The following is a 24,438-nucleotide window of genomic DNA, read 5'->3' as shown; positions in this document are numbered from 1 at the left end:
TCACTCTTTCACGGCAAACTTCGACTCCTTGAGGTGAGAGAGATCGACGCCAAAGTCGAGCTTCAACACATGCGGCAACAGCACTACCGGGTCAGTCGGCAACTTGGTATACCGTCCTGCCGTCTCCCCTGGCGAGGCATGGCCCGTGAGCCAATCCACGACTTGGACGGGGACTTCTCTGTGAATCAGGTTCGTGGTGAATGTGTGACGGAAGCTATGGAAGGACTTGGCACCTTCGATACCAATTTCCTTGCGGTACTTGCTGAACCATACTGACACAGAAAGACCATACTTCAAATTGAATTGTCTCAACTCTGGAAATATACGAACACTTCCCGCCGCCTGAACACGTTCAACGTGCCGATGAAAACCTAGCTCGTCCAACAAAAAAGGATGCAGTGGGACTATCCTCATGCTATCACGTGTCTTGACGCGCTTGTCCTCAGCGTTATCGTTGATGTCTATTACCAAAACGCCATCCACAGACTTCACATCTTCTACGTGAAGCTGAGAAATCTCTTCTACCCTTGCGCCAGTATACAAGCCCAACAGAGGAACCCCAAAACGCCACGGAAGGACTTTCTTAGCAACCACCAAGTTCAGGGCTAAATATCTTACCAATATCCTCCGACGAGAACGCTTCTCTCTCGTCCCTAACCCGTCGCTTGCTATGAAGCAACATTCCCTTGAAGTAGTTCTTAGCAACGTATCCATGACGTTCCATCCAATCGAAGAGGCTGGACGCTGCTTTTATGTTCATATTCACCGTCACGACAGACAACGACTTCCCCCTGCTCTTATACTCTATCAACCGCTCCTTACACGTCCTAGCGAAGTCGTGATCAACTGAGTCAACCAAAATGTCATTCATGAGCGTAAACAGCATCCTAACACGCCTAGTGCTTTCTACAATAGAACTTTCACCCCATGCACCAGACGCAACCTTCTCAGATATGTACTTCTCCAGCAGTGCAGAGATTGTGTATCCATGGCGCTCCTTCTCAGGGGCTACCTTCACCACCTCCGACTCACTACGCGCGAAAGGCTCCACATTGTACTCAATGTCGCCAGCATTTCTGTGCCGGATCACGTCCAACACGAGTCCAAGCCCTTGGGTGTACTGATAGCAAGTCTCACTGAATTCTGGCTCCCACGGCGATACGTCGTGCTTGTTTTTCTCCAACAATTCCATGACAGGCTTGGACATCCTGTCCCACCGCTTCTCAGCGATGAAGTCGTCCAGCATGTCCTGAGCCTTGTCGGGGTCATCAACGGGCACGAGATCGTCATAAGCGCCGTCTGGTTTGGGGAAATCGACCGAGAACTTGTAGGACCAAGGCTCACGGATGCGTGACTTCCTGTCTTCCTCAAGTACTTTGACCATTTCCTGCCGAACAAGCTCGGAGATGGCTTCACTCGTAAGATCGGACATCGACCCACTCCTCAAGGCGTTGATGAACGAATAGACCACGGCAGCAAGCGCCAGGGCCTTAACAGGCCGTTGCAAAAAGCTGTTTCCGGCTATTCTCCCCCGCAGATGATGGCGATGGGGATGATCCCGCAGCATCGTCCCTTGACCACCATGACGATGGCCAAATAGGCCATTGAGGGATGCTGGTCAGGCCAAATGAGCGCAAGCCAGGCACTGGCCCAGCCCCTGGGGGTGCCATGGCCGGTCTTGACCCGCATCAGCAGGCCGAGATTGAAACCAGCCACATGGACCAGATAGCGTTTCCGGATGTTCTCTCGTCCTCTGAGCCAGACCCGGCGCATGCCGCCGCACCGGTCCAGCGTATGCTCGAAGCTTCTTTCGACCAGTTCCGTCCGCTGTTTTCCCATGGCCTTCCCGACCATCGAGGATATCCGGATTCGGTTGTTGTACACGGCGCGTCGCGCCTCTTGGTCGCCACGCCAGGAGTTCAGACCGTTGCGTTTGGGTTCGGCGATTCTCGTCCGCCATGGTCCACCGTCCAGAACCTTGAGGACATCCCGGGAGAAATAGCCTTTATCCGCGACCAGTTCCGCAGGGTCGTCCGGGCATGGCGGTGTGGAAGTGACCCGCCGCAGACTTTCTTGAGCGGCTTTCAGCGTCGTTTGCAGAGTCGAGGTGTCCCCTTTGTCCGCTTCATGCACCTCGGCCGCCACCACCGCGCCGGTGTCCAGGTCCACCGCGTGCTCGGGCTTGTACGCCAGATGCGTTCGGCCATCCTTCATCTTGGCGATCTTCGCCTCGGGATCGACCGGTGACCGCCAGTCCTTGTTCGAAAGCGTCTTGCCGACGCGCTTGCGGTCCATGCGAGCCAGATCCTCATCTATCGGAGAGTCGATGCCGCTCTCCTTGGCCATGCGCAGGAGCATCTTGCGGTAGCTCTCACTCGTGTCCCGGCGCACGATGGTTTTGAGCGCCGCGTTGGCCTCCATGGTCGAAGCGTCCACGCCAATGCGGCCTCCAAGGACCAAGCCATCCTTGCTGAGCAGCTTGAGAACCCAGGTGAAAACCTCTTGGTGGGTCGCCAGTGGCAGACGGGACCGTGTCCGGCTGAGCGAGGAATGATCCGGCACAGACTCCTTGGGCGAAAGCTGGAGAAAATTCCGGAGGGAAAGCGAATCAGCGCAGCGCCACTCAATGCCGCGCTCGCTGTCGATGCCCTCGAAATACCCCACGAGGTGCATCCGAAAATACCGGCCAGGCGGAATGGAGGGACGCCCCTTGTCGGAATAGAAGGGCTTGCACAGCTTCTCGGCGAAACCATCGAAGCCGGCTTTCCGGAGAATCTGCTGGAGACGATCGTAAAAAACGTGCCCACGAGACCGAGGGATCTCATCCCAGGCCAGATACATCGTCCCCTGCTGATCACCCTGACGGCCAAGCCCCATCAGATCACCTCCGGAACCCCGATGGCTGGATTCTCGGTCACTTGGCGGAGTTTTTCAACACGCTGTTAACCCGAGCCTCGCGCATGCGTCCAGTCCCGAGCGAGATTCGCAATTCGGACCGCTTGAATCGGGGCTTGAGATCAGCAGGAAGGCAAAAACGGAAGTGAACAGTCCCAGCGCGGGACACAAGGTATGAAGGCGCATGACCAGCCATCGGAGCCCCCTGTCCTGGCCCGGTAGCCGTCCTTTTCGGACCAGCGATTCGGACCAGCAATTCGTACCAGTGGTGACGAACAGGCTCTCTGCGGAGGGTTCAGACGGTCCTAAGGACTGCCTCAAAGTCGAGAAAATCAGCGACTTGCGCCTATTGGTTCTTGCCAGCGCCAGTGTTTAAGAATATCAAACGGCTCGTTTGACAATCCTAAACGATTGTCCGCCCTGCTCGGACGTCCCGGCCGGAGGCTGTCGGCGACGTCTTTTCAAGCTCCCGCAAAACCAGCGACATACCGGTTTAATGGCGCAGTTCGGCCATTTGCGTGGCGTTTGATGGCATGGATCATGCTGCCCTGACGACGGCTGGGGGAAGCCACGGTTTCAGGGACATCGACATCACTTATTGAAACAGGGAGGCGTCATGCGCCGCGTACTCTTCTTGCTCATCCTGCTGTGTCTGATCGGGCCGCGAACGGCCTTTCCGGCTAAAAACGCCGGCAAGCTGGCCGTGAAATCCGCGCTGGTCACGGAGTACGGCTCGGGCAAGACGCTGTACAGCCAGGACGCCGACCGGCCAATCCCCCCGGCTTCGCTGACCAAGGTCATGACCATGTATGTGGTTTTCGATCTCGTGGCCTCGGGCAAGGCCAGCTTCGCTGATCGTATCAAGGTCAGCCGGGGCGCCGACAGAACCGGAGGCTCCACCATGGGGCTTCGCGCCGGCGAAATCGTCACCCTCGACGAGCTCATGCGCGGCATGGCCGTGGCCTCGGGCAACGACGCCTGCATCGCCGTGGCCGAACATTTCGGCGGCGTGCCCACCTTTGTGGGCCTGATGAACCGCAAGGCCCGGGAACTGGGCATGACCGGCACCACGTTTAAAAATCCCAACGGCCTGCCCGCCGCCGGCCAGTACACCACCGCCCGGGACCTCACCAAGCTGGCCGTCAGCTATCTGCGCCACTACCCCCAAGCCCTGCGCTACCACTCCACCACCGAGATCAACCACAACGGCGCGGTCCACGGCAACACCAACCGCCTGCTCGCCTCCTACGACGGTGCGGACGGCATCAAGACCGGCTATGTCGACGCCAGCGGCTACAACATCATCGCCACGGCCAAACGCGGAGACACCCGGGTCATCGCCGTGGTGCTCGGCGGGCGCACCAAGCAGGTGCGCAACCGCGAAGCCGTTCGCATCCTCGACGCCTCCTTCTCCGGGGCCGTGCAGACCATGGTCGCAGCCTGCGACATGCCCGAGCCCGAGCAGCCGACCAAGTCCCTGTCCAAGCGCGCCTCCGCCAAACGCCACGCCAAGGCCATGCAGGTCGCCAAGGCCGACCGCCACGCCAAGGTCAACGCCCGCAGCGGCGCGTCGGCCCGATTCGACGCCCGCGAAGCCACGGTCAAGAAATCCCGCAAGGCCGACAAGGCCCCGGCCCCCAAGACCGCCCAGAAAAAAGCCTCCGGCAAATCCAAGCACGTGGCCAGCCGCTAGACCGGCCGCGACAGATCGTTTCCGTCCTCGCCTCACGGTTTGCGGCCGCCGCCCGAACTCCTCCCGGACGGCGGCCTTTCCTGTGCCGCCCGCTTTGCGCTCCATGATCATGCGCTCCCGGACCACCCTGATGATGTCCTTCCCTGAGCCATAGGCGCTGCCCCAGCCTGGATTTTCCGGTGTTGCCGCGCATGAGGCCACTTGTCGCCAGACATCGTTCAGGACGCGTCACGCCGCGTCTGAGCCGCCCGCCAGCCGCTGGCTGCGGCTACTCCACCCGTATGCCCTTGTTGGCGGTACTCATCGCCAATCAGGGCGAGGCCGTCGCGGCCTGCGCCTTACGGCTGACAACACCTTTGAATAACAGGATTTTTCAAACACCAACGAGATGTTCCCCAAAGCCGGACGCAAGACCCTTAAGGACTGTCTCGCCAGCGCAACGACATGTTGTTTCCAATTCCAGTGACTGTAAGTACAAATAAATTGACAGCATTGACCTACATAAAAACGAACTGTTACGAGAAAGTATCTCAATAAAATCCAACCAGGAGACCTGCATGAAAGTCAGCGCCCGCAATCTTGTCCCCGGCACCGTCAAGTCCATCAGCAACGGCATGGTCAGTAGCGAGGTTGTCCTTGAAATCGCGCCTGGCGTTGAAATCGTGTCTGTCGTCACCAAACACTCCGTGGAAGCCATGGGATTGGCCGTGGGTCAGCCCGTCAAGGCCATGATCAAGGCCTCCAGCGTCATGCTGGTCGCCGACTAGCCCGCCGACCGCCCCGCCCTCCGGTCCGGTCCCGGCCGTCGCATCCCGGCCGGGGCCGGACGCTTCCGTATCCAGCCGCCGCTGTTTCCGCTTCCGCCGCGTTTGGGCCGCCTTGGGCCTTGCCAAGGCCGTACCCGCCATGCCACGTATCCGGGCCACTGCCCCGTACACGCCGTTTTCCAACCGCCAAGGAGCCTGCCGTGGGACGTCTCGGCCGTGCCGTTGCCCTGTGCCTTGCCTGTCTGCTTGCCGCCGCTCTTCCCGCCACAGCCGCCGGCCATGACCGGGAAGCGCTTTTTGCAGCCTTGTGGACGCCGGCCGAGCTGGCGTCCACTCCGGCCGAGAAAAAGTCCGGCCGGGTACACGAACCCGACCGCTCGCCGCCCGAAGCCACCGTGGCCCCGGAGCTGACGCCGCTGCCGCCGGCTCTGCGCGGGTCGCTACGCCGGGTGGACACCCACGGCGAAAAACGCCTGGCGCTGACCTTTGACCTGTGCGAACTGGCCGACCAGACTTCGGGCTACGACGGCGGGGTCATCGACGCCCTGCGCGCCGCCAAGGCCAAGGCCACGCTTTTCGTCGGCGGCAAGTGGCTGCGCTCCCATCCGCTGCGGGCCATGCAGCTCATGAGCGACCCTCTGTTCGAGATCGGCAACCACGCCTGGACTCACGGCAACTTTGGCCGCCTGGACGACCGGGACATGATTCGGGAGATTGTCTGGACCCAGGCCGAGTATGCCGCCCTGCGGGCCAGGCTGGCCGTGCTGGCCCGGGAGCGGGGCCTGCCCGAGGCGGCCCTGGACGACGTGCCGGCAGCACCTGCGCTCTTCCGCTTCCCCTACGGCCGCTGCCGGCCCGAGGCTTTGGCCCTGCTGGCCGACTTGGGCCTGGCCGCCGTGCAGTGGAGCCTGACCACCGGCGATCCCGATCCCCTTTCCACGCCCGAACGCATCCTGCGTACGACCCTGGAACGGGTGCGGCCCGGCGATATCGTCATCGGCCACGCCAACGGCAACGGCCACGGCACGGCCGAAGCCCTGCCGGCGCTTTTGGCCGAACTGCGCAAACGCGGCTATGCCCTGGTGACGGTCAGTGAACTGTTGGCCGGCGGTCGGCCCATCGCCGCCTCGGACTGCTACGACGGACATCCCGGCGATACGGCCCAGTACGATGCCATCTTTGGCGACGGCACACTGCACCCGCGCAAAAAAAGCGGGCCGAGGCCAACGCCCCAGCCCGCATCCGTGCCTCTGGAAAAATAACCGGCTACTGGGCCGGCGCGGCCGATGGCGTCTGGCCGGCTTCCGGGTCGCGCTCGCGTACGAACAAGGTGATGCTGGCCACCTTGGACGCCTTGCCGGCTTCGAGATACCGGACGATCAGCCGATTGGGACTGGTGAGCTTGCCGACGTACGTGCCGTCGTCGTCGACCATGGCAACCTGGGCTCCGTCCACCACGCCGACTACTGTCTCCTTGGCCCGGGACGAGGCTTTTGTGCCGGAAAAGGCTCGGCCTTCCTGCTTGTCGATGGTCAGCGTCCAATCGACCTTCACGAACGTCGGCGCGGCGGCGGCGTCCACATGGCCCAGCGCGCCCATGGCCACGCCTTCCGATGTGCCTTTCCACACGCCCACCAGATGGGGAATGGTTTTTTCCTTTTTCGCCTTGCCTTCCTGAGCCAAGGCCGGTCCGGCGGCCAGCAAGGTTCCCAACAAAACGGCCAAGGCCAGGGCGAATAGACGATTCATGGCGCCTCCTTGGGGATCGACGTTTGGCCCGCCGGCAACGGGCGTCCGGCTTCGGAGAATGCCTAACGGAACATGGGACACCATAGGAAAACGCTTTCGCCCTGACAACCATCGCAAGGCGAGGGTGCGGGGCAACGAACCGCTGCCGCCGGCCCGCCGCGCCGAGTTGGGGCGAACGGGGATGCGGTGGCGGTCGCCAAAAAAGACGGGGGGCCTGAAGATTCAGACCCCCCGTCGCGGTTATCAGTAGTAGCGCCATTCTCCGGGTTCCTCGCGGAACGTGGCGTCGAGCTCTTCGCTCACGCCCACCCGGATTTCCTTGTCGCTTTCGGCCACGGTCACGTTCCTGGCCGGATCGAAACCCACGTCCAGGCTGACTTCCTGCCAATGCCGGCGGACGTTTTCCGCCGCCTGCCTGACGGCTTCTTCCCGACCGGGCCGGACGAGCCAGCGCGCAACCCATATCCACATACGCGCCTCCTTGGCTCAAGGATCAGGAAGCTCGCGGCAAAAAAAACCGCTGCTTACCCTTCCAAGATAACCATCCCGGAGGCTGGGGCAAGGCGGCGCGCGCCGGACCTACTGGCCGCCTTTCTGACGCTGCTGGTCGATCTCTTTCTTGAGGCCTTCGCCGTACTTGCGAGCCTGGACGATGATGTCGTCCACCTTGTCGCCGCGCACCCTCATGAGCGAAATCATATAGGCCCCGTCGATGGGGATCATGGCGTTTTTCGGATCGGCGTACAGGGCGTTCATGGCCGAAACCACGGCGTCGGGGTCCATGCCGGCGTAGGCGTTGAAGCAGTCGCGGAAGGTCTGCTCCACGCCCGGTCCGCCCTTGGCGTCCTTCTGACGGGTGCTGAGGTCGGTGCACATCAGACGCACGGCCGTGGCCAGGCCAAACAGGAAGGAGCGCTTTTCCTTGTCCGTGTAGACGGACCAGCTGTGGGCGAAGGTGGCGGAACCGCCGCCGACGGCGACGGCCTGGGGCTGGGCCTGGACCGGGGTCGGGGTCTTGGAAGCGGCGTCGGCCAGCGTGCCGAAGGACATGCTGACGATCAAGGCGGCTAACACCAGGGCTTTTTTGGACATTCTTATTCTCCTTGAAATCGAACCGGACGAAACCGCCCGGGAAATGGCCGAGGCTTTGTCCTACGCCATGGCGCGGCCCCAGGCAAGGGTAGCGCGGCCTTGACAATGCCCGGCATTGCGGTTTTTTGGGTGGACCCGTTACGTTATCCATCCGGGAAAGGAGCCGCCCATGCGCCCATTGGTCCTGTCCGCCTGTCTCGCCCTCGCCCTCGTTCTGGCCGCCGTCCCGGCCCGGGCCGCCGACGCCCCCAGCCAGATCGCCGGCATCGCCATCGGGGCCAACGCCGAAGATCTGCGCGACCGCCTGGATCTGGCCCGGGTCGCCCCCCTTTGGGACAAGCCCTGGCTGGTGCGGGCCAACCTCAAGCCCACCAAAGGCTTTGCCGCCGGCTATGTCCTCCTCGGCGGCTGCGCCACCCAAAACCGGGTGGAGCGGGTGCGTCTGCAATACAAGGACGGCTCCAAGGCGCTTTTCGACAAGCTCGTGCGCCAGCTCAGCGACCGTTACGGCGTGCCCCAGCCCTTGCCCGTCCCAAAGGGCTCGAAATACAAGGGCTATCGCTGGGTTTTCGGGGCCAACAAAAACAAGGGCCTTGACGTCCTGCTCGAACATTTCGAACTGACCGGCGACGACTCGCCCTCGGGCAATGTCATCCGCGTCAGCGACAATAGCGCCATGAATCGGGAAAAAGCCTGCTACGACGCCATGATCAAAGGCGCGCCCGAACCCCAGCCGGCGTTTCCGCTCTTCGACGTGGACGACTCCTGGCTGCTGCCCCAGTAACTGGCCAGGAAAGCCCGTGATTTCGGCCGGTTTCCAACCGGCAAAAGCGACGTTTTGTTGACACAAAACCGCCCCCCGGCCTATCATGCGCCGCGCTCACGGACGGGCCGCCACCCGTCCGCCGAGGCCCCGGGCCGGGGCGCGGCCGTTTCCAGCATCCGACACGCACTGCTTCCCAGGAGGACACCCATATGGCGGTTACCATCGGCATCAACGGATTCGGCCGCATCGGCAGATACCTGACCCGGCTTCTGGCCGACGATCCGGACATCACCCTGGCGGCGATAAACGCCCGGGCCGACAACGCCCAGCTGGCCCATCTGCTCAAATACGACTCCGTACACGGCCGGTTCGCCGGCACGGTTGTCCCTTGCGACGAAGGCCTTTTGATCAACGACAAGCTGGTCAAGATCAGCCGTCACGGTGGCGGCGAATGGCGCTGGGGCGAGCTTGGCTGCCAATACGTCGTCGAGACCACGGGCAAATTCGTGGACCGCGACTCCTGCGAGAAGCACATGGCCTGCGGCGCGAAGAAGGTCATCATCAGCGCCCCGGGCAAAAACGAGGACGTCACCATCGTCATGGGCGTCAACGACGATGAGCTGCGGCCCGAGCATAAGATCATCTCCAACGCTTCCTGCACCACCAACTGCCTCGCCCCGGTGGCCAAAGCCCTCAATGACGCCTTTGGCATCAAGCACGGGCTCATGACCACCATCCACTCCTACACCATGAGCCAGCGGATTCTCGACGGCTCCCACAAGGACTGGCGGCGCGGCCGGGCCTGCGGCCTGTCCATGATCCCCACCACCACCGGAGCCGCCCGGGCCGTGACCAAGGTCATCCCGGCCTTGGCCGGACGCCTGGACGGCATGTCCATCCGTGTGCCCACCCCCAACGTGTCGGTGGTGGATTTCACCTGCGAGCTGGCCAAGCCCACGGACACCGCCGGCATGTTGGCCGTACTGGCCGCCGCCGCCGGCGACGGCATGGGCTACACCGAGGAGCCGCTGGTTTCCATCGACTTCGTGGGCGACACCCACGGCGGCGTGGTGGACGCCAAGGCCTCCCAGGTCATCGACGGCACCATGGCCAAGGTCCTGTCCTGGTACGACAACGAGGCCGGGTTTACCCACCAGCTCGTGCGCCTCATCAAGAAAGTCTCCGCCCTGTAGTCGGCCTTTGGCCTGACGGTTTCAAGCGCCCGCCGGGAATGCCGACGGGCGCTTTCCTTTTGGTTTGGCCCTAATGCAAATCGGCGGTCGGCCGATACGCTTTGCAAGGCCGGGGCAATGCCGCCCGGCTCCAAACCCCAGGATGCGCCCATGACCGTGCCGACCACTTCCGCCAGCGCCATCGCTTCCGCCCTCATCGTTGCCGCCAGCGACGCCGTGGCCCGGGTGGACCGCGCCTTTTTCAAGCAGGCCCGCATCTTCGCCGTGCGCCATGTCGTCTCCGGAGCCGAGGCCCTGGCTGCCGTACGCCGCGAACGGCCGAGCCTGATCTTTTGCGACGCGACCCTGGCCGACATGGACGGACGCGATCTCGTCACCGCCCTTCGGGCCGATCCTGAGCTGGCCGACATCCCGGTGATCCTGGCCGCGACCGGCGGCACCAAGGCCGAGGTGCTCTCGGCGGTCAAGCTCGGCGTGGCCGGATTCCTGCTGCGCCCCTATTCCGAAGACACCTTCCGCCGCCATCTGGCCATGGCCGCCCACATGGCGCGCTTCGCCGCCGCCGAACGAGCCGCCCTGGCCCGGGCCGCCGCCAAGGAAGCGGACGGCGACGTCGAGGGAGCGGTCCGGGGCTACGAGGCACTGGCCGAGGCCCCGGACGACGCGCCGAGGCATTTCGAGGAAGGCATGGCCGCCCTGGCCGTGCGCGACGTGGAACGGGCCATCCTGGCCTTCCACCGGGCCCTGGCCGCCAACAAGCTCTACGTCGAAGCCCACCTGGGTCTGGCCCGGGCCTGGCTGGCCAAGGGCAGCCAGCGCCGCTATCGCCATTACATGAAGCAGGCGGCCAACGCCTGCGCCCGGGTCCAGCGCTTCGCCGAACTGCGCGATCAGTTCGTCACCCTGCTTGCCGCCGACGAAGCCGGGTTCAACCCCTTCCTGGCCCTGGGCAACGAACTCGTGCGCGACCGCCACTATGCCGCCGCCGTGTCGCTTTTCCGCCTGGCCCTGGAGCTGGCTCCCAAGAACGCCGACGCCTACGTGGGACTGTCCAAGGCCTACCACTTCCTGCGCCGGCCGGACCTGGCCGAACGGGCCGTGCGCAAGGGCTTGTCCCTTAACGAACGCCACCTGGAAGCCCGGGTCATCCACCGCCGCCTCACCGGCCAGGCCGACACCTCCGAGATTCCCCTGGCCGACGATCAAGGCAAGGACGCTTCCGTGCAATTGCCGCTGCTGTTGCGGGGTGTGCTCTACCTGGCCGGACTGGCCACCGAAACGTTGGTACGGCCCCGGCGCTCGGCCAAGGCGGCCTGACGCCGCGCCGTTACACAACCGACAGGCCCTGCCCTGACGTCGCCCCCGTTGCCGGCATCCAGAGCGGGTAACGCCGTTTGGATGCCCCCATTTCCGGGAGACGCCCCACCAGACGTCTGTCTCTACCGTAAGCATCGCGGCTGTTGCCATACCGCCCGAAGTGGGGCACATAGGCAGCAGCGGCGATTGGATCGCCGCCGGAGGTACGCCATGTCTGACGCCGTCACACCGGCGGGACACGTCGAAGCGGGACCGCCGGGCCGGTTCGAGGCCCTGCCTCCCGGCCATGTCGAGGCCCTGCCTCCCGGCATGACCACGCCGTCTCCGGCCGGCATGGTCCAGACCACGCCGCCCACCGGCCCCTTCGACGTCCAGCCGGCCGGGTCCGTGGAACCGGCTCCGGCCGGAAGCGTCGTACCTGCTCCGGCGGGCGCGGTGGAAGTCGTCTCGGGCGGCATCGTCAACATCCGGCTCTAGCCACGACCAAACCTTGCGGCGTCATGAGCCAAACCCCGCATTTCCTATGAAGCCATATCGCATGATTCTTCCGTGTCTGCGTCTTGTCCCTGTTGCCACATTGTGCCTTTTCCTGCTCGGCTGTGGCGCGGGACCCAAAAATCCCTGGATCGCCCCGGACAAGAGAGAATTCCTGGCGGAAAAGGTCAAGACCTATCGCAACGCCTACGTTCGCTTCGGCCAGGCCGAGGACGAGGCCCGCAAGGACGGCAACACCGAAGCCCTGGACCACTACGTCCGGGCCAAGGAAGCCGCCCGCGTGGAAATGGACCGCTACGAGCGGGAGCTGGCCGCCTACGAAGCCTCCAAGAGCGTCAAGCCCGCCCAGTAGACGCCCGGACAGCGTCTTCCCGTCCGGCTGGAACGGCCAGCCCCTTTGCCGCCAATCGTGGCGCTCTTTGCTTTTCGGCCTTTCGCGGCGGCCTTGGCATGAAGTGTTGGGGCCAAGGCCAGGGGGAGAATTTGTCCGCCCCGGGCGAGCGGTTTCCTTTCGACGTGCTCCCTGCTCGATCCTGGCGAAATCGAACCCAACCAGCCGATAACGCCAAGTGCCGTCCAAGCCGACTTGCCCTATCCCAGTTCTCCCCGCCCTGTGCCTCCTCGCCCCAGCCTTGAACGAAACGCCTGTGCCCTTGATAGCCGGGCCGTTTCCTATGCCTCGGCAACCAAGGACTGGAGGCCGGGCCAAGGCACTGCTTAAACGGCAGTCCCGGCCTGGGCTAAATTCTCAGCCGCTACACGACTGGTGAACCATCTGACGCCGAACAGCCCGAATTCGCTGCCGCCAACGAAAAAGGCCGCCCCGAAACGGGACGGCCTTTGGCAGGCGATGGGGCAGCCGGAGCCTAGGCCCGGGCGGCGTTGACCCGGGGGCCGGCCTTAGGGGCCGAGGGTTCCTCGGGCTTGCTCAGGCCCGAACCCAGGTCCAGCAGGATGGGGCTGGCCACAAAGACCGAGGAGAAGGTGCCGGCCAGGATGCCGATGATCATGGCCAGGGCAAAGTCGTGGATGACCGGACCGCCCAGGAAAAACAGGCAGGTGACGGTGATGAGCGTGGTGCCGGCCGTGAGAATGGTGCGCGAGAGAGTCTCGTTGATGCTCTGGTTGATGACCTGCTCGAAGGGCACGGACTTGTCGGTTGTGCGCAGCTTTTCCCGGATGCGGTCGTAGACGATGATGGTGTCGTTAAGGGAGTAGCCGAGGATGGTTAAAAGCGCCGCCACGATGGTCAGGTCGAACTCGATGTTGAGCAGCGAAAAGATGCCGACGGTGATGAAGACATCATGCAGGTCGGCCACCACAGCCCCCAGCGCGTACTTGAGCCGCATGACAAAGCACAGGAACAAGGTAATGGCCATGGCCGCCACGATGAGCCAGACCGTGGATGCGCCCACAAGCTTGAGCACGTAGATGCCGCCGGCAAGGCCCGCGGCCATGAGGCCGGCCGCCATCCAGCGATGCTCGAAACGTCCCGAAATATAGATGGCGATGAGAAGCACCGAATAGAAAATGGCTTCCAGGGCCTTGCCGCGCAGGTCCGCGCCGACCTTGGGGCCGACCATTTCCAGGCGCTGCAACGAATAGCCGGAGTCGGGCAGGTTCTTGGCCAGGGCCGCCTCGATGCTCGTGCGCACGGCCTCCTGGTTGACGTCATGGTCCGAGGCCCGGATGAGGAACTCGTTGGCTTCTTCGTTGCCGAAGCGCTGGACCGTCACGTTCTTGAGCCCCACCTCTTCCACGGCCTTGTCGATGCGCTCGGCGTCCATGGTCTTGGCGAAACGCACCTGGATGGACAGACCGCCCGAGAAGTCGACGCCGAAACGCGGGCCGCCCTTGACGGCCAGCGAAATGAAGCCGGCCAGGACGATGGCCGCCGACACGAGGTAGGCCAGTTTGCGGTACTTGAGAAAATTGATGTTCGTGCCGGGCCGTATCAGCTCCAGAACCATCGTCTCCCCCTGAATGGATTGATCGGGAATGTTGGCGCAAGGGGCGGCGTAAGCCAATGCCCCGTACATGTCGCGAAAGACTTTGCAGCTTCCGCCAAACCGGCGGGCCTTGTCAAGCTGGTTGTAGGGGCCAGACGGTCGCATGCCGGTCGTGCGCCGGTTGCGGCGAAGCCTTTTGCCGGTTTGCCCCCACCGTGGCCGCTGGCCAGCTGTCGTCGCGGCAAGACAGATTGAAAATTTACTATTCTATTTTATCAAATAAGCGATTACAACTTGCCCATGCGCCCATCCCCTGCCGCCTGTCTGCTGTTTGCCCTCTGCTGGCTGTTATCCGGGCCTGTTGTCGCCGCCGGCGCGGATTTCGGCCAGGTGCAAGCGGTGGTGGTGCGGGTGTGCGACGGCGACACGGTGGTGATGGACATCCCGGAGTATCCTCCAGTTATCGGCAAGGCGATACGCGTACGTCTGGCCGGGGTGAACGCGCCCGAACGGCGCGACCCGGACCCGGCCGTGCGCCAGACGGCCGAGGAGGCCCGCCAAGCCATGACCGCCCTACTCCCGCCGGGCACGGCCGTGACGCTCACGCGCATCCGGCGCGACAAATACTTCCGCCTCAACGCCGTGGTGCTGGTGGCCGGCCGCGACGCCGCCGCCCTGGCCGGACTGACGCCCGACTTAAGCGAGGCCGGCGTCACGGCCCGGTGAAGGGAAAACACCAGAAGCGGCAAAGGCTCCGACAGCCGTTGGACTCCGTTCCTCGAAGGAACGGTGAAGGAACGCCCGGCCAAGAAGCCCCCGGACGCGAAAAACGCCGCACAGAGCGAAAAGCCCGTGCCCGCCTCCAGTCACTGCGTGGAAAACCGGCGCAGGGCCTCGTCCAGTTCGTCGCGCCGGGTTCGACAGTCGGCCAGGGTCTCGCCACGGGCCGCGATGTCACTGAAAAAGGGCTCGAACCGGTCGGCCAGCTCCCGAAAGACCCGGTCGAGGCGGGCCGAGAGACGCTCGTCGAGTTCCTGTCGCAGGGTCTCGCCGCCGTGGGCCAGCCGTCGGCGCATTTCGCGCAAGACCTTGGGCCGCTGCCAGTAGAGGGCGCTGCCGGCAATAAGCGCCCCCAGGGCGGCCACCACGCCGCCGGTGACGTCGATGACCGCGCTTTTGACCGACACGGCGAAAATCGTGCCCAGGACCACCAGCGCCCCGCCCATGGCCGCCCTGGGGTCCATGGCCGCGACGGACTTGGCGTCAAGCCCGGCCATGGGGCCGCCTTCGGCTAAAAGGGTCTCCACCCGGCCGGCCACCTCGGCCAGCACCCGGTCGCGCTCGCCGGACAGCGGATCACCAAGGGCCGGCGACGAGGCCAAGCGACGCAGGCGCAGCTCGTCCAGAAGGATGCGGGCATAGCCCGACACGCTCTCGAAGATGTGGGCCGCGCCCACGGCGGCGATGGATTCCACCTCGCGCTCCAGGTCGCGCCCGAAGGTTTCGCCCAGTTCGGCCAGCCGCTTGGCCGGACTAGCTGCGTCCTTGCCCCGCCGCCACAGCGACGTGACGGATCGGCCAAGCATCCCGCCCAAGGTCAGTTCAGCGGCAAAAGCGGCCAGAAACGCCTCGGACAATCGGGCGTAGGCCGCCTCCACCCGGGTGCGCAGCACCTCGGCCTCGCGGCCGGCGGCCAGCCGGGCCGTGTCCAGGCGCGAGCGGATGCGCTCGGCCTCGGCCTGGTCGGCGGCCAGTTCCCGGCCGCGTTCGTCCAGGCTCTCGCCAAGTTCCTGCAGCAGGCGCAGGGCCGAACGCCTGGTGGCGTCGAGCTTGCCGGCAAAATGCCCGCCCCCGGCGGTCAGCTCACGAATGTGGCGGCGCAGGGCCTCAATGCCGCCGGCCTCGGGATCGGCGCGGCTTTTCTCCGAGGAAATGAGGAAAACGACCGGATCTTCGACGCCCCGCTCCCGGGCCAGCTCGCGCAGCCGGCCGGTATTGACCGCGATCTGCTCACGGCTGGCCAGATCGGCCATGGTCAGGGCAAAGGCCACGCGCCGGCCCCAGGCCCCGGCCACGAGGTCGAAAAACTCCCAGGCTGAGCGGGAATACGGATTGAGCACGGAAAAGGTGAAAAGCGCCAGATCGGCCCGGGGAATAAATGCCTCGGTGATCTCCTGGTGGCGGTCGATGATGCTGTCCACGCCCGGTGTGTCCACGATGGCCAAGCCGTCGAGCAGCGGATTGTCCACGGCCACGCGCACCACCAGATCGCCGGACGGGGCCTTAGCCACGGTCTCTTCCCGGCCGATGACGCGGATGCGGTCGGTGCAGGGGTCCGGAGCCACATCCGTGACCTCGGCACCGAGCAAGGCGTTTATGAGGCTGCTCTTGCCGGCCTTGACCTCGCCCACCACCACGAAAAGAAACGGTTCGGCGGCGTGCTCAAGGAGCGCGCGGGCCGTGGCCGCGCCCTCGGGCCGGCCGCAGGCGGCCAGGAGTTCGCAAAGCCGCCCCAGGTGCCCGGTCAGTTCGCCGCGCAGGGCCAGATAGCGCGCTTCAAGCAAGGTCGTGGTCACAGCGCTCCCGTAGTTTGCCGGCCATGGCGTCGGTGGGCGCGGCCGGCCGCGCCTGGGACAAGCCGGGGAATGGCGTTTAAGCTATTGCGGCAAAAAACAGTCCAGGCCCAGGGCCTCAATGGTGGCGTCCTTGCCGGGCTTGGGTTCGTCCTTCTTGGCCGTGGTCGCGCCGGCCTGGCACACTTCCTCGGCGCGCACCAGGTCGGTGGCGGCGATGCGGATGGAGTTGCCGTCGGTAAAAGCCCCGTCGTCGCCGGCATAATGCATGAGAATGAGGCTCACCGCTCCCAGGTCCTTGGACTTGAGGCTCCATTTCCAGGTGCGCAGGGTGCCAAAGGCGTTGCCGCGCCACTCCTTGGGCTCGCCGTAGCGTTTCTTGAGGGCTTCCAGGATACGATTGAAAAACTCCAACGAATCGTCGGCGTAGTTCATCTTGATCCGCACCACCCGCCCCTTGGCCGCGCACATGCCGTAGTCGACATAGCCGCTGCGAAAGCCCTTGAGGGCGGCCACGGGCATGATGCCAAGAGCCGGCCGATGAAAGGTCTTGTTGGCTTCAGTGGGCACAAGCTTGGCCGCCTGCTCCTCGACCGTGGCCCCGAGGCGGATGCCGGCCAGGGAACTCGGGGCTTCGGCGGCCAGGGCCGGCCGGCCCGCCAGCAGCAGCGTAAAGGCCATGGTCGCGGCCAGGGCGAGCCAGGCCGGCGCGTTAACGGGTCTTGGCATCATCCGTCCTCCTCTCGGCGGTCGGGGATCAGGAAAAATTGGCCAGGGCCTCTTCCTGGGTCGGAAAGATCGGAAAGATCTCGGTGTAGCCGGAAATCTCGAAGACTTCCTTCATGTAGTCCTTGATAGAGGACAAGACCAGCTTGCCCTGAACCTTTTTGAGCTGCTGCAAGGCCAGAAGCAGCACGCGAAGGCCGGTGGAATTGATGTAGTCCACGTCGGCGAAATCCATGAGCACCTTCTTTTTGCCCTGGCCCAGAATCTCCATCACCTTGTCCTCGAGCACCTTGGAGGTGTTGCTGTCGAGCCGGCCGCCCAGCTCCAACACCGTGACCTCGCCGCTCTCCTTCTCCACGAGTTGCATGTCGCCCCCTTTGTCGATGTCAAATGTCTTTTTCCAGCACCAGGCGGTTAAGACCGCCCACGCGCTCGTAGGCCACCCGGTCCATGATGGTGCGCACGAGATGGATGCCAAGCCCGCCGATGGGCCGTTCGTCCACCGGCGCATTCACGTCGGGAATCCGGGCCGTCAGCGGATCGAAGGGCCGGGCATCGTCTTCCAGGAGAAAACGCAGCCGCCCGCCCTCCTCGGCCATGCCCACATGGATGCCGTGTTCCCCGTCATCGGCATAGCCATAAGAGATGGTGTTGGTGAGCAGTTCGTCCAGAACCAGACGGAGCTGGTAGCGCAGCTTGGCGGAGAGGCCATGGGCCTCGCCGAAGGCTTCCACGGCGTCGGCCACGCGGTCTAGTTCCAGCAGGCGGTTGGCTATGCGCAAGGAAAAACCCGGCAGCATCCTGTCCCCGGCGCGCCGCGTCCCTTGCTGCGGGGCGTTGCGCGCGTGATTGGCCGCAAAACGGGCCATCAGTCCCGTCCGACAGCATGAAAAACATCAGGCCGCGCCCTCGGGCGTACGACCAATTAGGGGAAGCTTCCCGTTTTTCAACGCCCTGTCAAGGCGAGCCGCCACGGCGGTTGCCAAGGGACGCCGCCCGGGGCTAAAGGCATCGGCCAAGGAGCATAGCCGCCATGAAAGACTTAAACGACGCCCTGGCCGAAAACGAGGCCGACGCCACCGAGGCGTTTCTCAAATCCCTGCCCGAGCTCACGGCCGACGAAACCTTCCGCTTCGCCTGCCATCCCGAAGTGCCCTGCTTCAACGCCTGCTGCTCGGACCTGACGCTCATGCTCACGCCCTACGACGCCTTGCGGCTGCGCCGGGCCCTTGGCGTCAGCCCGGTCGACTTCATGAACCACTTCGCCCGCCGCTTCGAAGCCCCGGACACCGGCTTTCCCATGCTGCACCTCAAGATGCGCGAGGAGCGGGCCAAACGCTGCCCCTTTGTCTCGCCCGAGGGCTGCAAGGTCTACGGCGACCGTCCCGGAGCCTGCCGCACCTATCCCCTGGGCCGGGCCACCAAGCTCGACGACGACGGCGGCGTCATCGAACAGTTCTTCATCGTCCAGGAGCCGCACTGCCGGGGCTTCGAGGAATCGCGCGACTGGAGCTCGGCCCAGTGGCTGACCGACCAGGATCTGGCCGTCTACAACCGCTTCAACGACCGCTACATGTTCCTCATGGCGCTCACGCGCGGCAAGGGCGTGGGCTTGTCCCCCAAGCAGATCCAGATGGTCTGGCTGGCCCAGTACCTGCCCGACGAGTTCCGGGACCTTATCGGGAAGATGGGCATCTTCAATCTGGTGGAAATCGATGCCGAGCGGCAGGCCCGGATCATGGCCGATGAGGAAGCCGCGTTGGAATTCGGCCTGGACTGGCTGGAGCTGGTCTTTTTCGGTCGTCAGGAACGCCTTCGCCGCAAGCGCCATGACATTTGAGCACGACAAGATCCTTGACCGCTACGCCCTGGCTGCCGCCATCGCCAAGGCGCGGCCGGGGCGCACCGTGGTTTTCACCAACGGCTGCTTCGACCTGCTCCACGCCGGCCACGCCGATCTCCTGGCCCGAGCCCGGGCCCTGGGCGACCTGCTCGTGGTGGGGCTTAACGACGACGCCTCGGTGGCCCGGCTCAAGGGGGCAAGCCGGCCGGTGACGCCCGAGGCCCAGCGGGCCTATGTCCTGGCATCGCTGGCTTGCGTGGACTACGTGTCGCTTTTTGCGGAAGACACGCCGCTTGAACTCATCCTGGCCGTTGCGCCTGATGTCCTGGTCAAGGGCGGCGACTGGCCGGTGGCGTCCATCGTCGGCGGCGAGGCGGTGGCGGCCCGGGGCGGCCGGGTCGTCAGCCTGCCCCTGGTTCCGGGGCTATCCACCACCGCCGTCATCGAGCGCATCCTGTCCCGAGGCCGGGCCTAGGGTCGGGCCTGTTCATGGAGACGAAGGCCGTTATTGAGGACTCCTATGGTTTGCGTGTTGTCCGCGAAACGCCAAGAGACCCGTTTCGTGGACGCGACGCGTGGCGAGCGCCCTCGCCCCATGTTACCCGGCCCGCCGTCATTCGCCAGCCGCGCACGACGCTCAGGGCAGGCCCCAGGCCTTGGCCTCGGCCTCGGGCAGAACCGCCACCACGGGCCTGGCCGCCGGATCGAGCCAAGCGGCCAGGGCGGCGGCGGCCTCGGCCGGGATGCCCACGCTGCCACCGGTGGCCGGCCCGCCGGCCGGACGCACGTTGAGAAAAATGCATGTTCCGGCCTGGGGATCGGCCGCGCCGGCATTGTGGCCGATGACCACGCCCCAGGCATTGGCCCCGTCGTCGCGCACCATGCGATCCTGGCGCACCCCGCCCTCGGGCCGCTCACCCGGCCCCACCACCTTGCCGAAAAGCGGCGAACCGGCATCGGTGACGCACGATGTCCGGTCGCTTATTGCCACATAGGGCAAGCGCACGCCGGCCTTGGCCGCGTCCTCGGCCGAGGCGTAGCCAAAGGCGGCCGGAATCGGGAACACGCCGGCCGGCGTGCGGCCGTCGCCTTCGCGCTTGGCCGGTCCGCCGGAGAGCGCCATAGCCAGACCACGGCCCTGGCCCAGACCCTTGCGGCCCAGGCGGCAGGGGACCGGCTGGCCGGCCTCGACCCAGGGCGCGCCCGGGCCGGTGCGGGTATACCGCCGCAGCGTGCCCTTGTCGGCCTGGGCGTCGGCGGCTGTGACCAGCAGGAGCTGGCGGGCCTCCTCCACCGGGAAACCGGTCGAGGGCCGCTGGCCCGGGCCGGGCTGGGGCGTCTGGACAGCCTGGGGCATGGCGGCGGACTGCGCGGCGACAGCTGGTGCAGCGGCAGGCGAAGGGGCAACGGCCGCAGGAGCGGCGGTGACCACGGCGGCCGGCGTCGGGCCGGCGGGCGTTGGGGTGATGAGCACGGGCGACGGCGCGGACTGGGCGCCTCCCGCCGGGACGGCCGGGGGCTGGACCGGGAAAGTCGAGATGGCCGGAGGCTGACCTGGCGCGGCGGGCGGTGCAGCCGCGGGCGGTGCAGCCGCGGGCGGTGCAGCCGCGGGCTGGCCGGGCTTGGCCGCGAAAAGACGGCCGGCGGGTTCGGCGGGGGCCTTGGCTGCGGCCGGCGGGTCGGTGACGCCCGGCTTCATGTCCTGGCGGTAATCCGGGGCCAGGACGGCGGCGGCCCGGCCGGCTCCCTGGCCGTGGACATCCTCGGGGCGCACCACCGGGGTCTTGCCGGCCGGGCCGCGCTCGACTTCGCCGGCAGGTTCCTCGGAGCAGCCGGCCAGGGCCAGGACCAGTAACCCCGCCGCGCCAAAACGTCGCAGCCACGTCATGCTGGTGTCGCCGGACGTATCCATTACGCTTCGATCTGAGCCGGGATCGGAGCAGCGGGTTCGGCCTCAGTCTGGCCGTCGGCCTTGTCCTTGCGCTTGGGCCGGCGACCGGCCTGGAGCAGCTCGGCCAGCTTGGCCGCAGCCTTGTCGGCGTCGTCGGACTTGCCGAGAAAATGCATTTCCCCGCGCGGGGAAATCCAGTGCCAGCCGGCCGGCTTGACCAGGTCGTTGGCCCCATGGCGCTGGAGATAGTCTTGAGCCTTGGCCGCTTCGAGCTCCCGGGCGCAGGCGGCCAGCATGTCTTCGGCCTCGAAGACCGAGGCGGCGTGGCGGAAAATTTCGAAAGCGCCATGCACCACGTCGAACGGCGAAAAATCAGATTTCTTGCGTTTGCCGGTGAGCACGGCCTCAAGGGTGTTGAGGTCGCCACGCAGCGCCCGCAGTTCCTTGAGGGCGGCTTCTCGGGCCTGTTCACGGCGATCTGCCAGGGTCTTGCCTACGGCGGCGGCGGTGGCGTTTTTCGGCGGCATGGCGTCCTCTCCCTTTTCCGTTACTATAAAGGAAAAAAACGGAAAAGTGGAGTGCCGCCATCAGGAGCAGTCCCGACCAGGGCGGCTGCCCGCTCCTTGCAAAAAGAGGGCGTTGCGCTCAAGAAAAGTAAAAAAGGCGTTGTCATTCTGCCGAATTACGAGTAGGCTAGAAGGTAGTGGACCTTTTTGTCCCACAAAACGCCCGTTAAGCCGCGATACAAGGGAGCATCCCATGGCCCAGGACGCCCAGTACGGCAGCCAGCGTTTTTTGACGCTGACCCTTGGCAATGAGCTTTTCGCCATCGACATCTTTTCCGTCAGGGAAATCCTTGACTACACGGACATCACCCGCATTCCCCAGACGCCGGAATACATGCGTGGCGTGGTCAACGTGCGCGGCAGCGCCGTGCCCGTGGTCGATCTGCGTATGAAATTCGGCCTGGGACAGGTGGAGCGCACGCTCAACACCCGCATCGTCATCGTGGAAATCAAAAAAGACGACGCCCTGTCCGTCATGGGCGCCCTGGCCGACTCGGTCAAGGAAGTGCTTGAACTGGAAACCGACCGCATTGATCCGCCGCCCCGCATGGGCGCGGCCGTGCGGGCCGACTTCATTCGGGGCATCGGCAAACACGGTGACCGGTTTCTCCTCGTTCTTGATGTGGACAAGGTGTTTTCCAGCGACGAGATACACGACCTTTCCCGGGTCTTGGGCGACGACGTCCCGCCGCCGGTCCAACAGGCGACGCCCGCCTCCGACGAGGACTTTTTCCGCTAGAAGACTTCGTTGCGTTACAGGCAGCGTTTGAACAAGGGCGCCGTGTCCGGCCCGGGCAGGCGCGAGTTTTTCACAGCGGGAGCGGATATGTTTAAGAACCGTGGCTTGGCTTTCAAACTTGGCACCGGGTTTGGCCTGCTCATCTGTCTCACGCTCATCGTGGCCGGCATTGGGTACAAGGGCCTGGTCGATCTGATGTCCCGCGTCGATAAAATGGATGCCGTCAACTCCATCAGCGACAATGTGCTCAACGCCCGCATGGACATGCTCTACTTCATGCAGTCCAAGGACAACGCCAGGCTCGATGCGTTTCGCAAGCACCTCGGACTGGCCAAGGACCAGGCGCAAACGCTCAGGCGATCCTTGAGCGATCCCCGCAACGTGGAACTGATGGACAATCTCGTCACGGCGGCAACGGCCTATGAAAGCGGCCTTTCCCGCTACCTAGAAGGCGAGAAAACCAGGGACGATACGCTAAAGACCGTAGTCGAAGCCGCCAATGCCCTGCAAAAAGTCACCGAGGAACTGCTCGGCCGCCAAGAGGACCAGCAAAAGAAAATCGCCGACTCCAGCGCTGAAAACGCCGCCCGGACGGCTGCCTTGCGTCTTCGCATCGAGAACATCGAACAACAGTTTCTTCGCGCCCGCATTGAGGTGCTTTACTACCTCTGGCGCGGCGACAAAACCCGGATGGACACCGCCCGCACCCTGCTCGACAAACTCATCGCCGCAGCGCGGGATGCCTCGCAGCTTATGAGCGACGCCGGAGACCGAACCCTCTTGGCCGAAATCACCGCCAAGGCCGACGTCTATAAAACACGCATGGACGGTTTTCTCCAGGCCGCCGACTCCCAGGCCGTCGTGGTCAAGGACATGGCCGCCGCCGCCGACAAGGCCGGTCAGCTCGCCGATCAAGCCGTCGACGCCCAAAAAACCGCCATGACCGCGGAAGCCCGAACGGCCAACCTGCTCAGTCTCGGCGCTTCGGCCGCCGCTGTGCTGCTGGGCGTCATCTTCGCCGTCTTCATCACCCGGGCCATCCTGCGCGGCGTGCGGGGAGCCATCACCGTGGCCGACGCCGTGGCCCATGGGGACCTCAACGTGGCCGTGACCATCGACAGCCATGACGAAATCGGCGCGCTGCTCGTCTCCATGCAGCGCATGATCGAGGCCGAACGCATGGCCGCCGGGGTAGCCGCCAGCCTCGCTGAAGGCGACCTGAGCGTGGCGGTCACGCCGCGCTCGGACAAGGATGTGCTGCTGCGCGGCATGCAGGAAATGATTGAACGGCTGCGGGACGTGGTGAGCGAAGTGCAGTCTGGAGCCGAGAACGTGGCTTCGGGCAGCGAGGAGATGAGCGCCTCGGCCGAATCCCTGTCCCAGGGGGCCACCGAACAGGCGTCGGCCGTGGAGGAGTCCTCGTCGGCCATGGAGGAGATGACCTCCAGCATCAGCCAGAACGCCGACAACGCCCGGCAAACCGAGGCCATCGCCGTCAAGGCCGCCGGGGACGCCCGCGAATCCGGCCAGGCTGTGGCCCAGGCCGTGGCCGCCATGAAGGACATTGCCGGCAAGATCTCCATCATTGAGGAAATCGCCCGGCAAACCGACCTGCTGGCGTTAAACGCCGCCGTGGAGGCGGCCCGGGCCGGCGAACACGGCCGCGGCTTCGCCGTGGTCGCTGCCGAGGTCCGCAAGCTTGCCGAGCGCAGCCAGACCGCCGCTTCGGAAATCACTCGGCTTTCCCGCTCTTCCACGTCCGTGGCCGAACGCGCCGGCGAACTGCTCGGCAAGCTCGTTCCCGACATCCAGCGCACCGCCGATCTCGTTCAGGAAATCAACGCCGCCAGCCAGGAACAGTCCACCGGTTCCTCCCAGGTCAACAAGGCCCTGCAGCAACTTGACCAAGTGATCCAGCAAAACGCCTCGGCCTCCGAGGAACTGGCCTCCACTTCCGAGGAACTCTCGGCCCAGGCCGAGCAGCTTCAGGCCAGCATCAGCTACTTCCGGCTTGACGGCTCGCTACGTCCGACTTCCCCTCCCCCCGGAGCCAAAGCCGTTCCCAGGGCAGCGGCCAGACCGCCTCGGCGGCTGCCGACCGCACCCGTGTCGGGAAAAAACAAGGCCACGGCCTTGAGCATCGACATGGAAGGCGATGATGAGCAGTTCGAACGCTTCTAGGCC

General features: G+C 64.7%; 27 protein-coding genes. 13 read left to right on the top strand and 14 right to left on the bottom strand.

Annotation, left to right across the window (positions count from 1 at the left end; all coding sequences use genetic code 11):
- The 4 genes from DMR_RS09085 to DMR_RS25775 all read right to left on the bottom strand — a co-directional run bounded on the left by DMR_RS09085 (nt 1) and on the right by DMR_RS25775 (nt 3,091).
- Complete coding sequence (locus DMR_RS09085; RefSeq protein ID WP_052278981.1) at nt 1-594, bottom strand: site-specific integrase; 594 nt, start codon at nt 592-594, stop codon at nt 1-3.
- Nucleotides 584-1,432 carry a hypothetical protein gene (locus DMR_RS24900; protein ID WP_052278980.1) on the bottom strand — a complete coding sequence of 283 codons (849 nt, stop codon included), beginning with the start codon at nt 1,430-1,432 and terminating at the stop codon, nt 584-586. The genes DMR_RS09085 and DMR_RS24900 overlap by 11 nt, the downstream gene beginning before the upstream one ends.
- 89 nt (nt 1,433-1,521) lie before the next feature.
- Nucleotides 1,522-2,877 (bottom strand): transposase, encoded by a 1,356-nt coding sequence (locus DMR_RS09080; RefSeq protein ID WP_012749653.1) that lies wholly within the window; start codon nt 2,875-2,877, stop codon nt 1,522-1,524.
- Between the two features lie 37 nt (nt 2,878-2,914).
- Nucleotides 2,915-3,091, bottom strand: a complete 177-nt coding sequence (locus DMR_RS25775) for a DUF6538 domain-containing protein (RefSeq protein ID WP_407636341.1) — start codon at nt 3,089-3,091, stop codon at nt 2,915-2,917.
- Nucleotides 3,092-3,511: 420 nt separating this feature from the next.
- Here DMR_RS25775 and DMR_RS09075 point away from each other — a divergent pair, with 420 nt between their 5' ends.
- The 3 genes from DMR_RS09075 to DMR_RS09065 all read left to right on the top strand — a co-directional run bounded on the left by DMR_RS09075 (nt 3,512) and on the right by DMR_RS09065 (nt 6,617).
- Nucleotides 3,512-4,588: a D-alanyl-D-alanine carboxypeptidase family protein gene (locus DMR_RS09075; RefSeq protein ID WP_052278979.1), complete on the top strand. Its 1,077-nt coding sequence runs from the start codon at nt 3,512-3,514 to the stop codon at nt 4,586-4,588.
- 557 nt (nt 4,589-5,145) lie between these two features.
- Nucleotides 5,146-5,355: a TOBE domain-containing protein gene (locus DMR_RS09070; protein ID WP_006919203.1), complete on the top strand. Its 210-nt coding sequence runs from the start codon at nt 5,146-5,148 to the stop codon at nt 5,353-5,355.
- Between the two features lie 200 nt (nt 5,356-5,555).
- On the top strand, nt 5,556-6,617 hold the full coding sequence (locus DMR_RS09065) for a polysaccharide deacetylase family protein (RefSeq protein ID WP_015860614.1): 1,062 nt from the start codon (nt 5,556-5,558) through the stop codon (nt 6,615-6,617).
- A 4-nt stretch (nt 6,618-6,621) separates the two neighbouring features.
- Here DMR_RS09065 and DMR_RS09060 read toward each other — a convergent pair whose 3' ends face one another.
- From DMR_RS09060 to DMR_RS09050, 3 genes are all read right to left on the bottom strand, one after another.
- The gene (locus DMR_RS09060) at nt 6,622-7,104 is read right to left on the bottom strand and encodes a hypothetical protein (protein ID WP_015860613.1); all 483 of its coding nucleotides are present in this window, start codon (nt 7,102-7,104) and stop codon (nt 6,622-6,624) included.
- Nucleotides 7,105-7,347: 243 nt separating this feature from the next.
- Nucleotides 7,348-7,575 carry a hypothetical protein gene (locus DMR_RS09055; protein ID WP_006919200.1) on the bottom strand — a complete coding sequence of 76 codons (228 nt, stop codon included), beginning with the start codon at nt 7,573-7,575 and terminating at the stop codon, nt 7,348-7,350.
- A gap of 108 nt (nt 7,576-7,683) precedes the next feature.
- On the bottom strand, nt 7,684-8,196 hold the full coding sequence (locus DMR_RS09050; RefSeq protein ID WP_015860612.1) for a hypothetical protein: 513 nt from the start codon (nt 8,194-8,196) through the stop codon (nt 7,684-7,686).
- A 169-nt stretch (nt 8,197-8,365) separates the two neighbouring features.
- Here DMR_RS09050 and DMR_RS09045 point away from each other — a divergent pair, with 169 nt between their 5' ends.
- The 5 genes from DMR_RS09045 (at nt 8,366) to DMR_RS09025 (ending at nt 12,319) form a co-directional block, all read left to right on the top strand.
- On the top strand, nt 8,366-8,980 hold the full coding sequence (locus DMR_RS09045) for a hypothetical protein (protein ID WP_015860611.1): 615 nt from the start codon (nt 8,366-8,368) through the stop codon (nt 8,978-8,980).
- Between the two features lie 191 nt (nt 8,981-9,171).
- Complete coding sequence (gene gap, locus DMR_RS09040) at nt 9,172-10,155, top strand: type I glyceraldehyde-3-phosphate dehydrogenase (RefSeq protein WP_015860610.1); 984 nt, start codon at nt 9,172-9,174, stop codon at nt 10,153-10,155.
- Nucleotides 10,156-10,305: 150 nt separating this feature from the next.
- On the top strand, nt 10,306-11,472 hold the full coding sequence (locus DMR_RS09035; RefSeq protein WP_043601630.1) for a response regulator: 1,167 nt from the start codon (nt 10,306-10,308) through the stop codon (nt 11,470-11,472).
- 210 nt (nt 11,473-11,682) lie between these two features.
- Nucleotides 11,683-11,949, top strand: a complete 267-nt coding sequence (locus DMR_RS09030) for a hypothetical protein (protein WP_043600372.1) — start codon at nt 11,683-11,685, stop codon at nt 11,947-11,949.
- Nucleotides 11,950-12,010: 61 nt separating this feature from the next.
- Nucleotides 12,011-12,319 carry a hypothetical protein gene (locus DMR_RS09025; protein ID WP_232502900.1) on the top strand — a complete coding sequence of 103 codons (309 nt, stop codon included), beginning with the start codon at nt 12,011-12,013 and terminating at the stop codon, nt 12,317-12,319.
- Nucleotides 12,320-12,833: 514 nt separating this feature from the next.
- On the opposite strand, the gene secF is transcribed toward DMR_RS09025, so the two are convergent.
- The gene (gene secF / locus DMR_RS09020; protein WP_015860607.1) at nt 12,834-13,937 is read right to left on the bottom strand and encodes a protein translocase subunit SecF; all 1,104 of its coding nucleotides are present in this window, start codon (nt 13,935-13,937) and stop codon (nt 12,834-12,836) included.
- Nucleotides 13,938-14,216: 279 nt separating this feature from the next.
- On the opposite strand from secF, the gene DMR_RS09015 reads away from it, so the two are divergent.
- The gene (locus DMR_RS09015) at nt 14,217-14,642 is read left to right on the top strand and encodes a thermonuclease family protein (protein WP_043600370.1); all 426 of its coding nucleotides are present in this window, start codon (nt 14,217-14,219) and stop codon (nt 14,640-14,642) included.
- Nucleotides 14,643-14,782: 140 nt separating this feature from the next.
- Here the strand turns inward: DMR_RS09015 and DMR_RS09010 are convergent, their stop codons facing one another.
- From DMR_RS09010 to DMR_RS08995, 4 genes are all read right to left on the bottom strand, one after another.
- Nucleotides 14,783-16,492 carry a dynamin family protein gene (locus tag DMR_RS09010; protein WP_015860605.1) on the bottom strand — a complete coding sequence of 570 codons (1,710 nt, stop codon included), beginning with the start codon at nt 16,490-16,492 and terminating at the stop codon, nt 14,783-14,785.
- An 81-nt stretch (nt 16,493-16,573) separates the two neighbouring features.
- On the bottom strand, nt 16,574-17,221 hold the full coding sequence (locus DMR_RS09005; protein WP_015860604.1) for a hypothetical protein: 648 nt from the start codon (nt 17,219-17,221) through the stop codon (nt 16,574-16,576).
- A gap of 25 nt (nt 17,222-17,246) precedes the next feature.
- On the bottom strand, nt 17,247-17,582 hold the full coding sequence (locus tag DMR_RS09000; protein WP_015860603.1) for an STAS domain-containing protein: 336 nt from the start codon (nt 17,580-17,582) through the stop codon (nt 17,247-17,249).
- A gap of 19 nt (nt 17,583-17,601) precedes the next feature.
- Nucleotides 17,602-18,084 carry an ATP-binding protein gene (locus DMR_RS08995; RefSeq protein WP_232502899.1) on the bottom strand — a complete coding sequence of 161 codons (483 nt, stop codon included), beginning with the start codon at nt 18,082-18,084 and terminating at the stop codon, nt 17,602-17,604.
- Nucleotides 18,085-18,248: 164 nt separating this feature from the next.
- On the opposite strand from DMR_RS08995, the gene DMR_RS08990 reads away from it, so the two are divergent.
- Together DMR_RS08990 and rfaE2 are read left to right on the top strand one after the other, a co-directional pair.
- Nucleotides 18,249-19,055 carry a YkgJ family cysteine cluster protein gene (locus tag DMR_RS08990; RefSeq protein ID WP_015860601.1) on the top strand — a complete coding sequence of 269 codons (807 nt, stop codon included), beginning with the start codon at nt 18,249-18,251 and terminating at the stop codon, nt 19,053-19,055.
- Nucleotides 19,045-19,533, top strand: a complete 489-nt coding sequence (gene rfaE2 / locus DMR_RS08985; RefSeq protein WP_015860600.1) for a D-glycero-beta-D-manno-heptose 1-phosphate adenylyltransferase — start codon at nt 19,045-19,047, stop codon at nt 19,531-19,533. Before DMR_RS08990 ends, rfaE2 begins: the two co-directional genes overlap by 11 nt.
- 162 nt (nt 19,534-19,695) lie before the next feature.
- Here rfaE2 and DMR_RS08980 read toward each other — a convergent pair whose 3' ends face one another.
- The gene (locus DMR_RS08980) at nt 19,696-20,946 is read right to left on the bottom strand and encodes a hypothetical protein (protein WP_043601627.1); all 1,251 of its coding nucleotides are present in this window, start codon (nt 20,944-20,946) and stop codon (nt 19,696-19,698) included.
- 23 nt (nt 20,947-20,969) lie between these two features.
- Nucleotides 20,970-21,476, bottom strand: coding sequence for a hypothetical protein (locus DMR_RS08975; RefSeq protein WP_015860598.1), 507 nt, complete (start codon nt 21,474-21,476; stop codon nt 20,970-20,972).
- A 232-nt stretch (nt 21,477-21,708) separates the two neighbouring features.
- Here DMR_RS08975 and DMR_RS08970 point away from each other — a divergent pair, with 232 nt between their 5' ends.
- Both DMR_RS08970 and DMR_RS08965 read left to right on the top strand, forming a co-directional pair.
- Nucleotides 21,709-22,254, top strand: coding sequence for a chemotaxis protein CheW (locus DMR_RS08970; RefSeq protein ID WP_015860597.1), 546 nt, complete (start codon nt 21,709-21,711; stop codon nt 22,252-22,254).
- A gap of 87 nt (nt 22,255-22,341) precedes the next feature.
- Nucleotides 22,342-24,435 (top strand): methyl-accepting chemotaxis protein, encoded by a 2,094-nt coding sequence (locus tag DMR_RS08965; protein WP_015860596.1) that lies wholly within the window; start codon nt 22,342-22,344, stop codon nt 24,433-24,435.
- Nucleotides 24,436-24,438: the final 3 nt, after the last annotated feature.

It is taken from the genome of Solidesulfovibrio magneticus RS-1, assembly GCF_000010665.1.
GTDB lineage: Bacteria > Desulfobacterota > Desulfovibrionia > Desulfovibrionales > Desulfovibrionaceae > Solidesulfovibrio > Solidesulfovibrio magneticus.
This window is presented reverse-complemented; position numbering and strand designations above follow the sequence as displayed.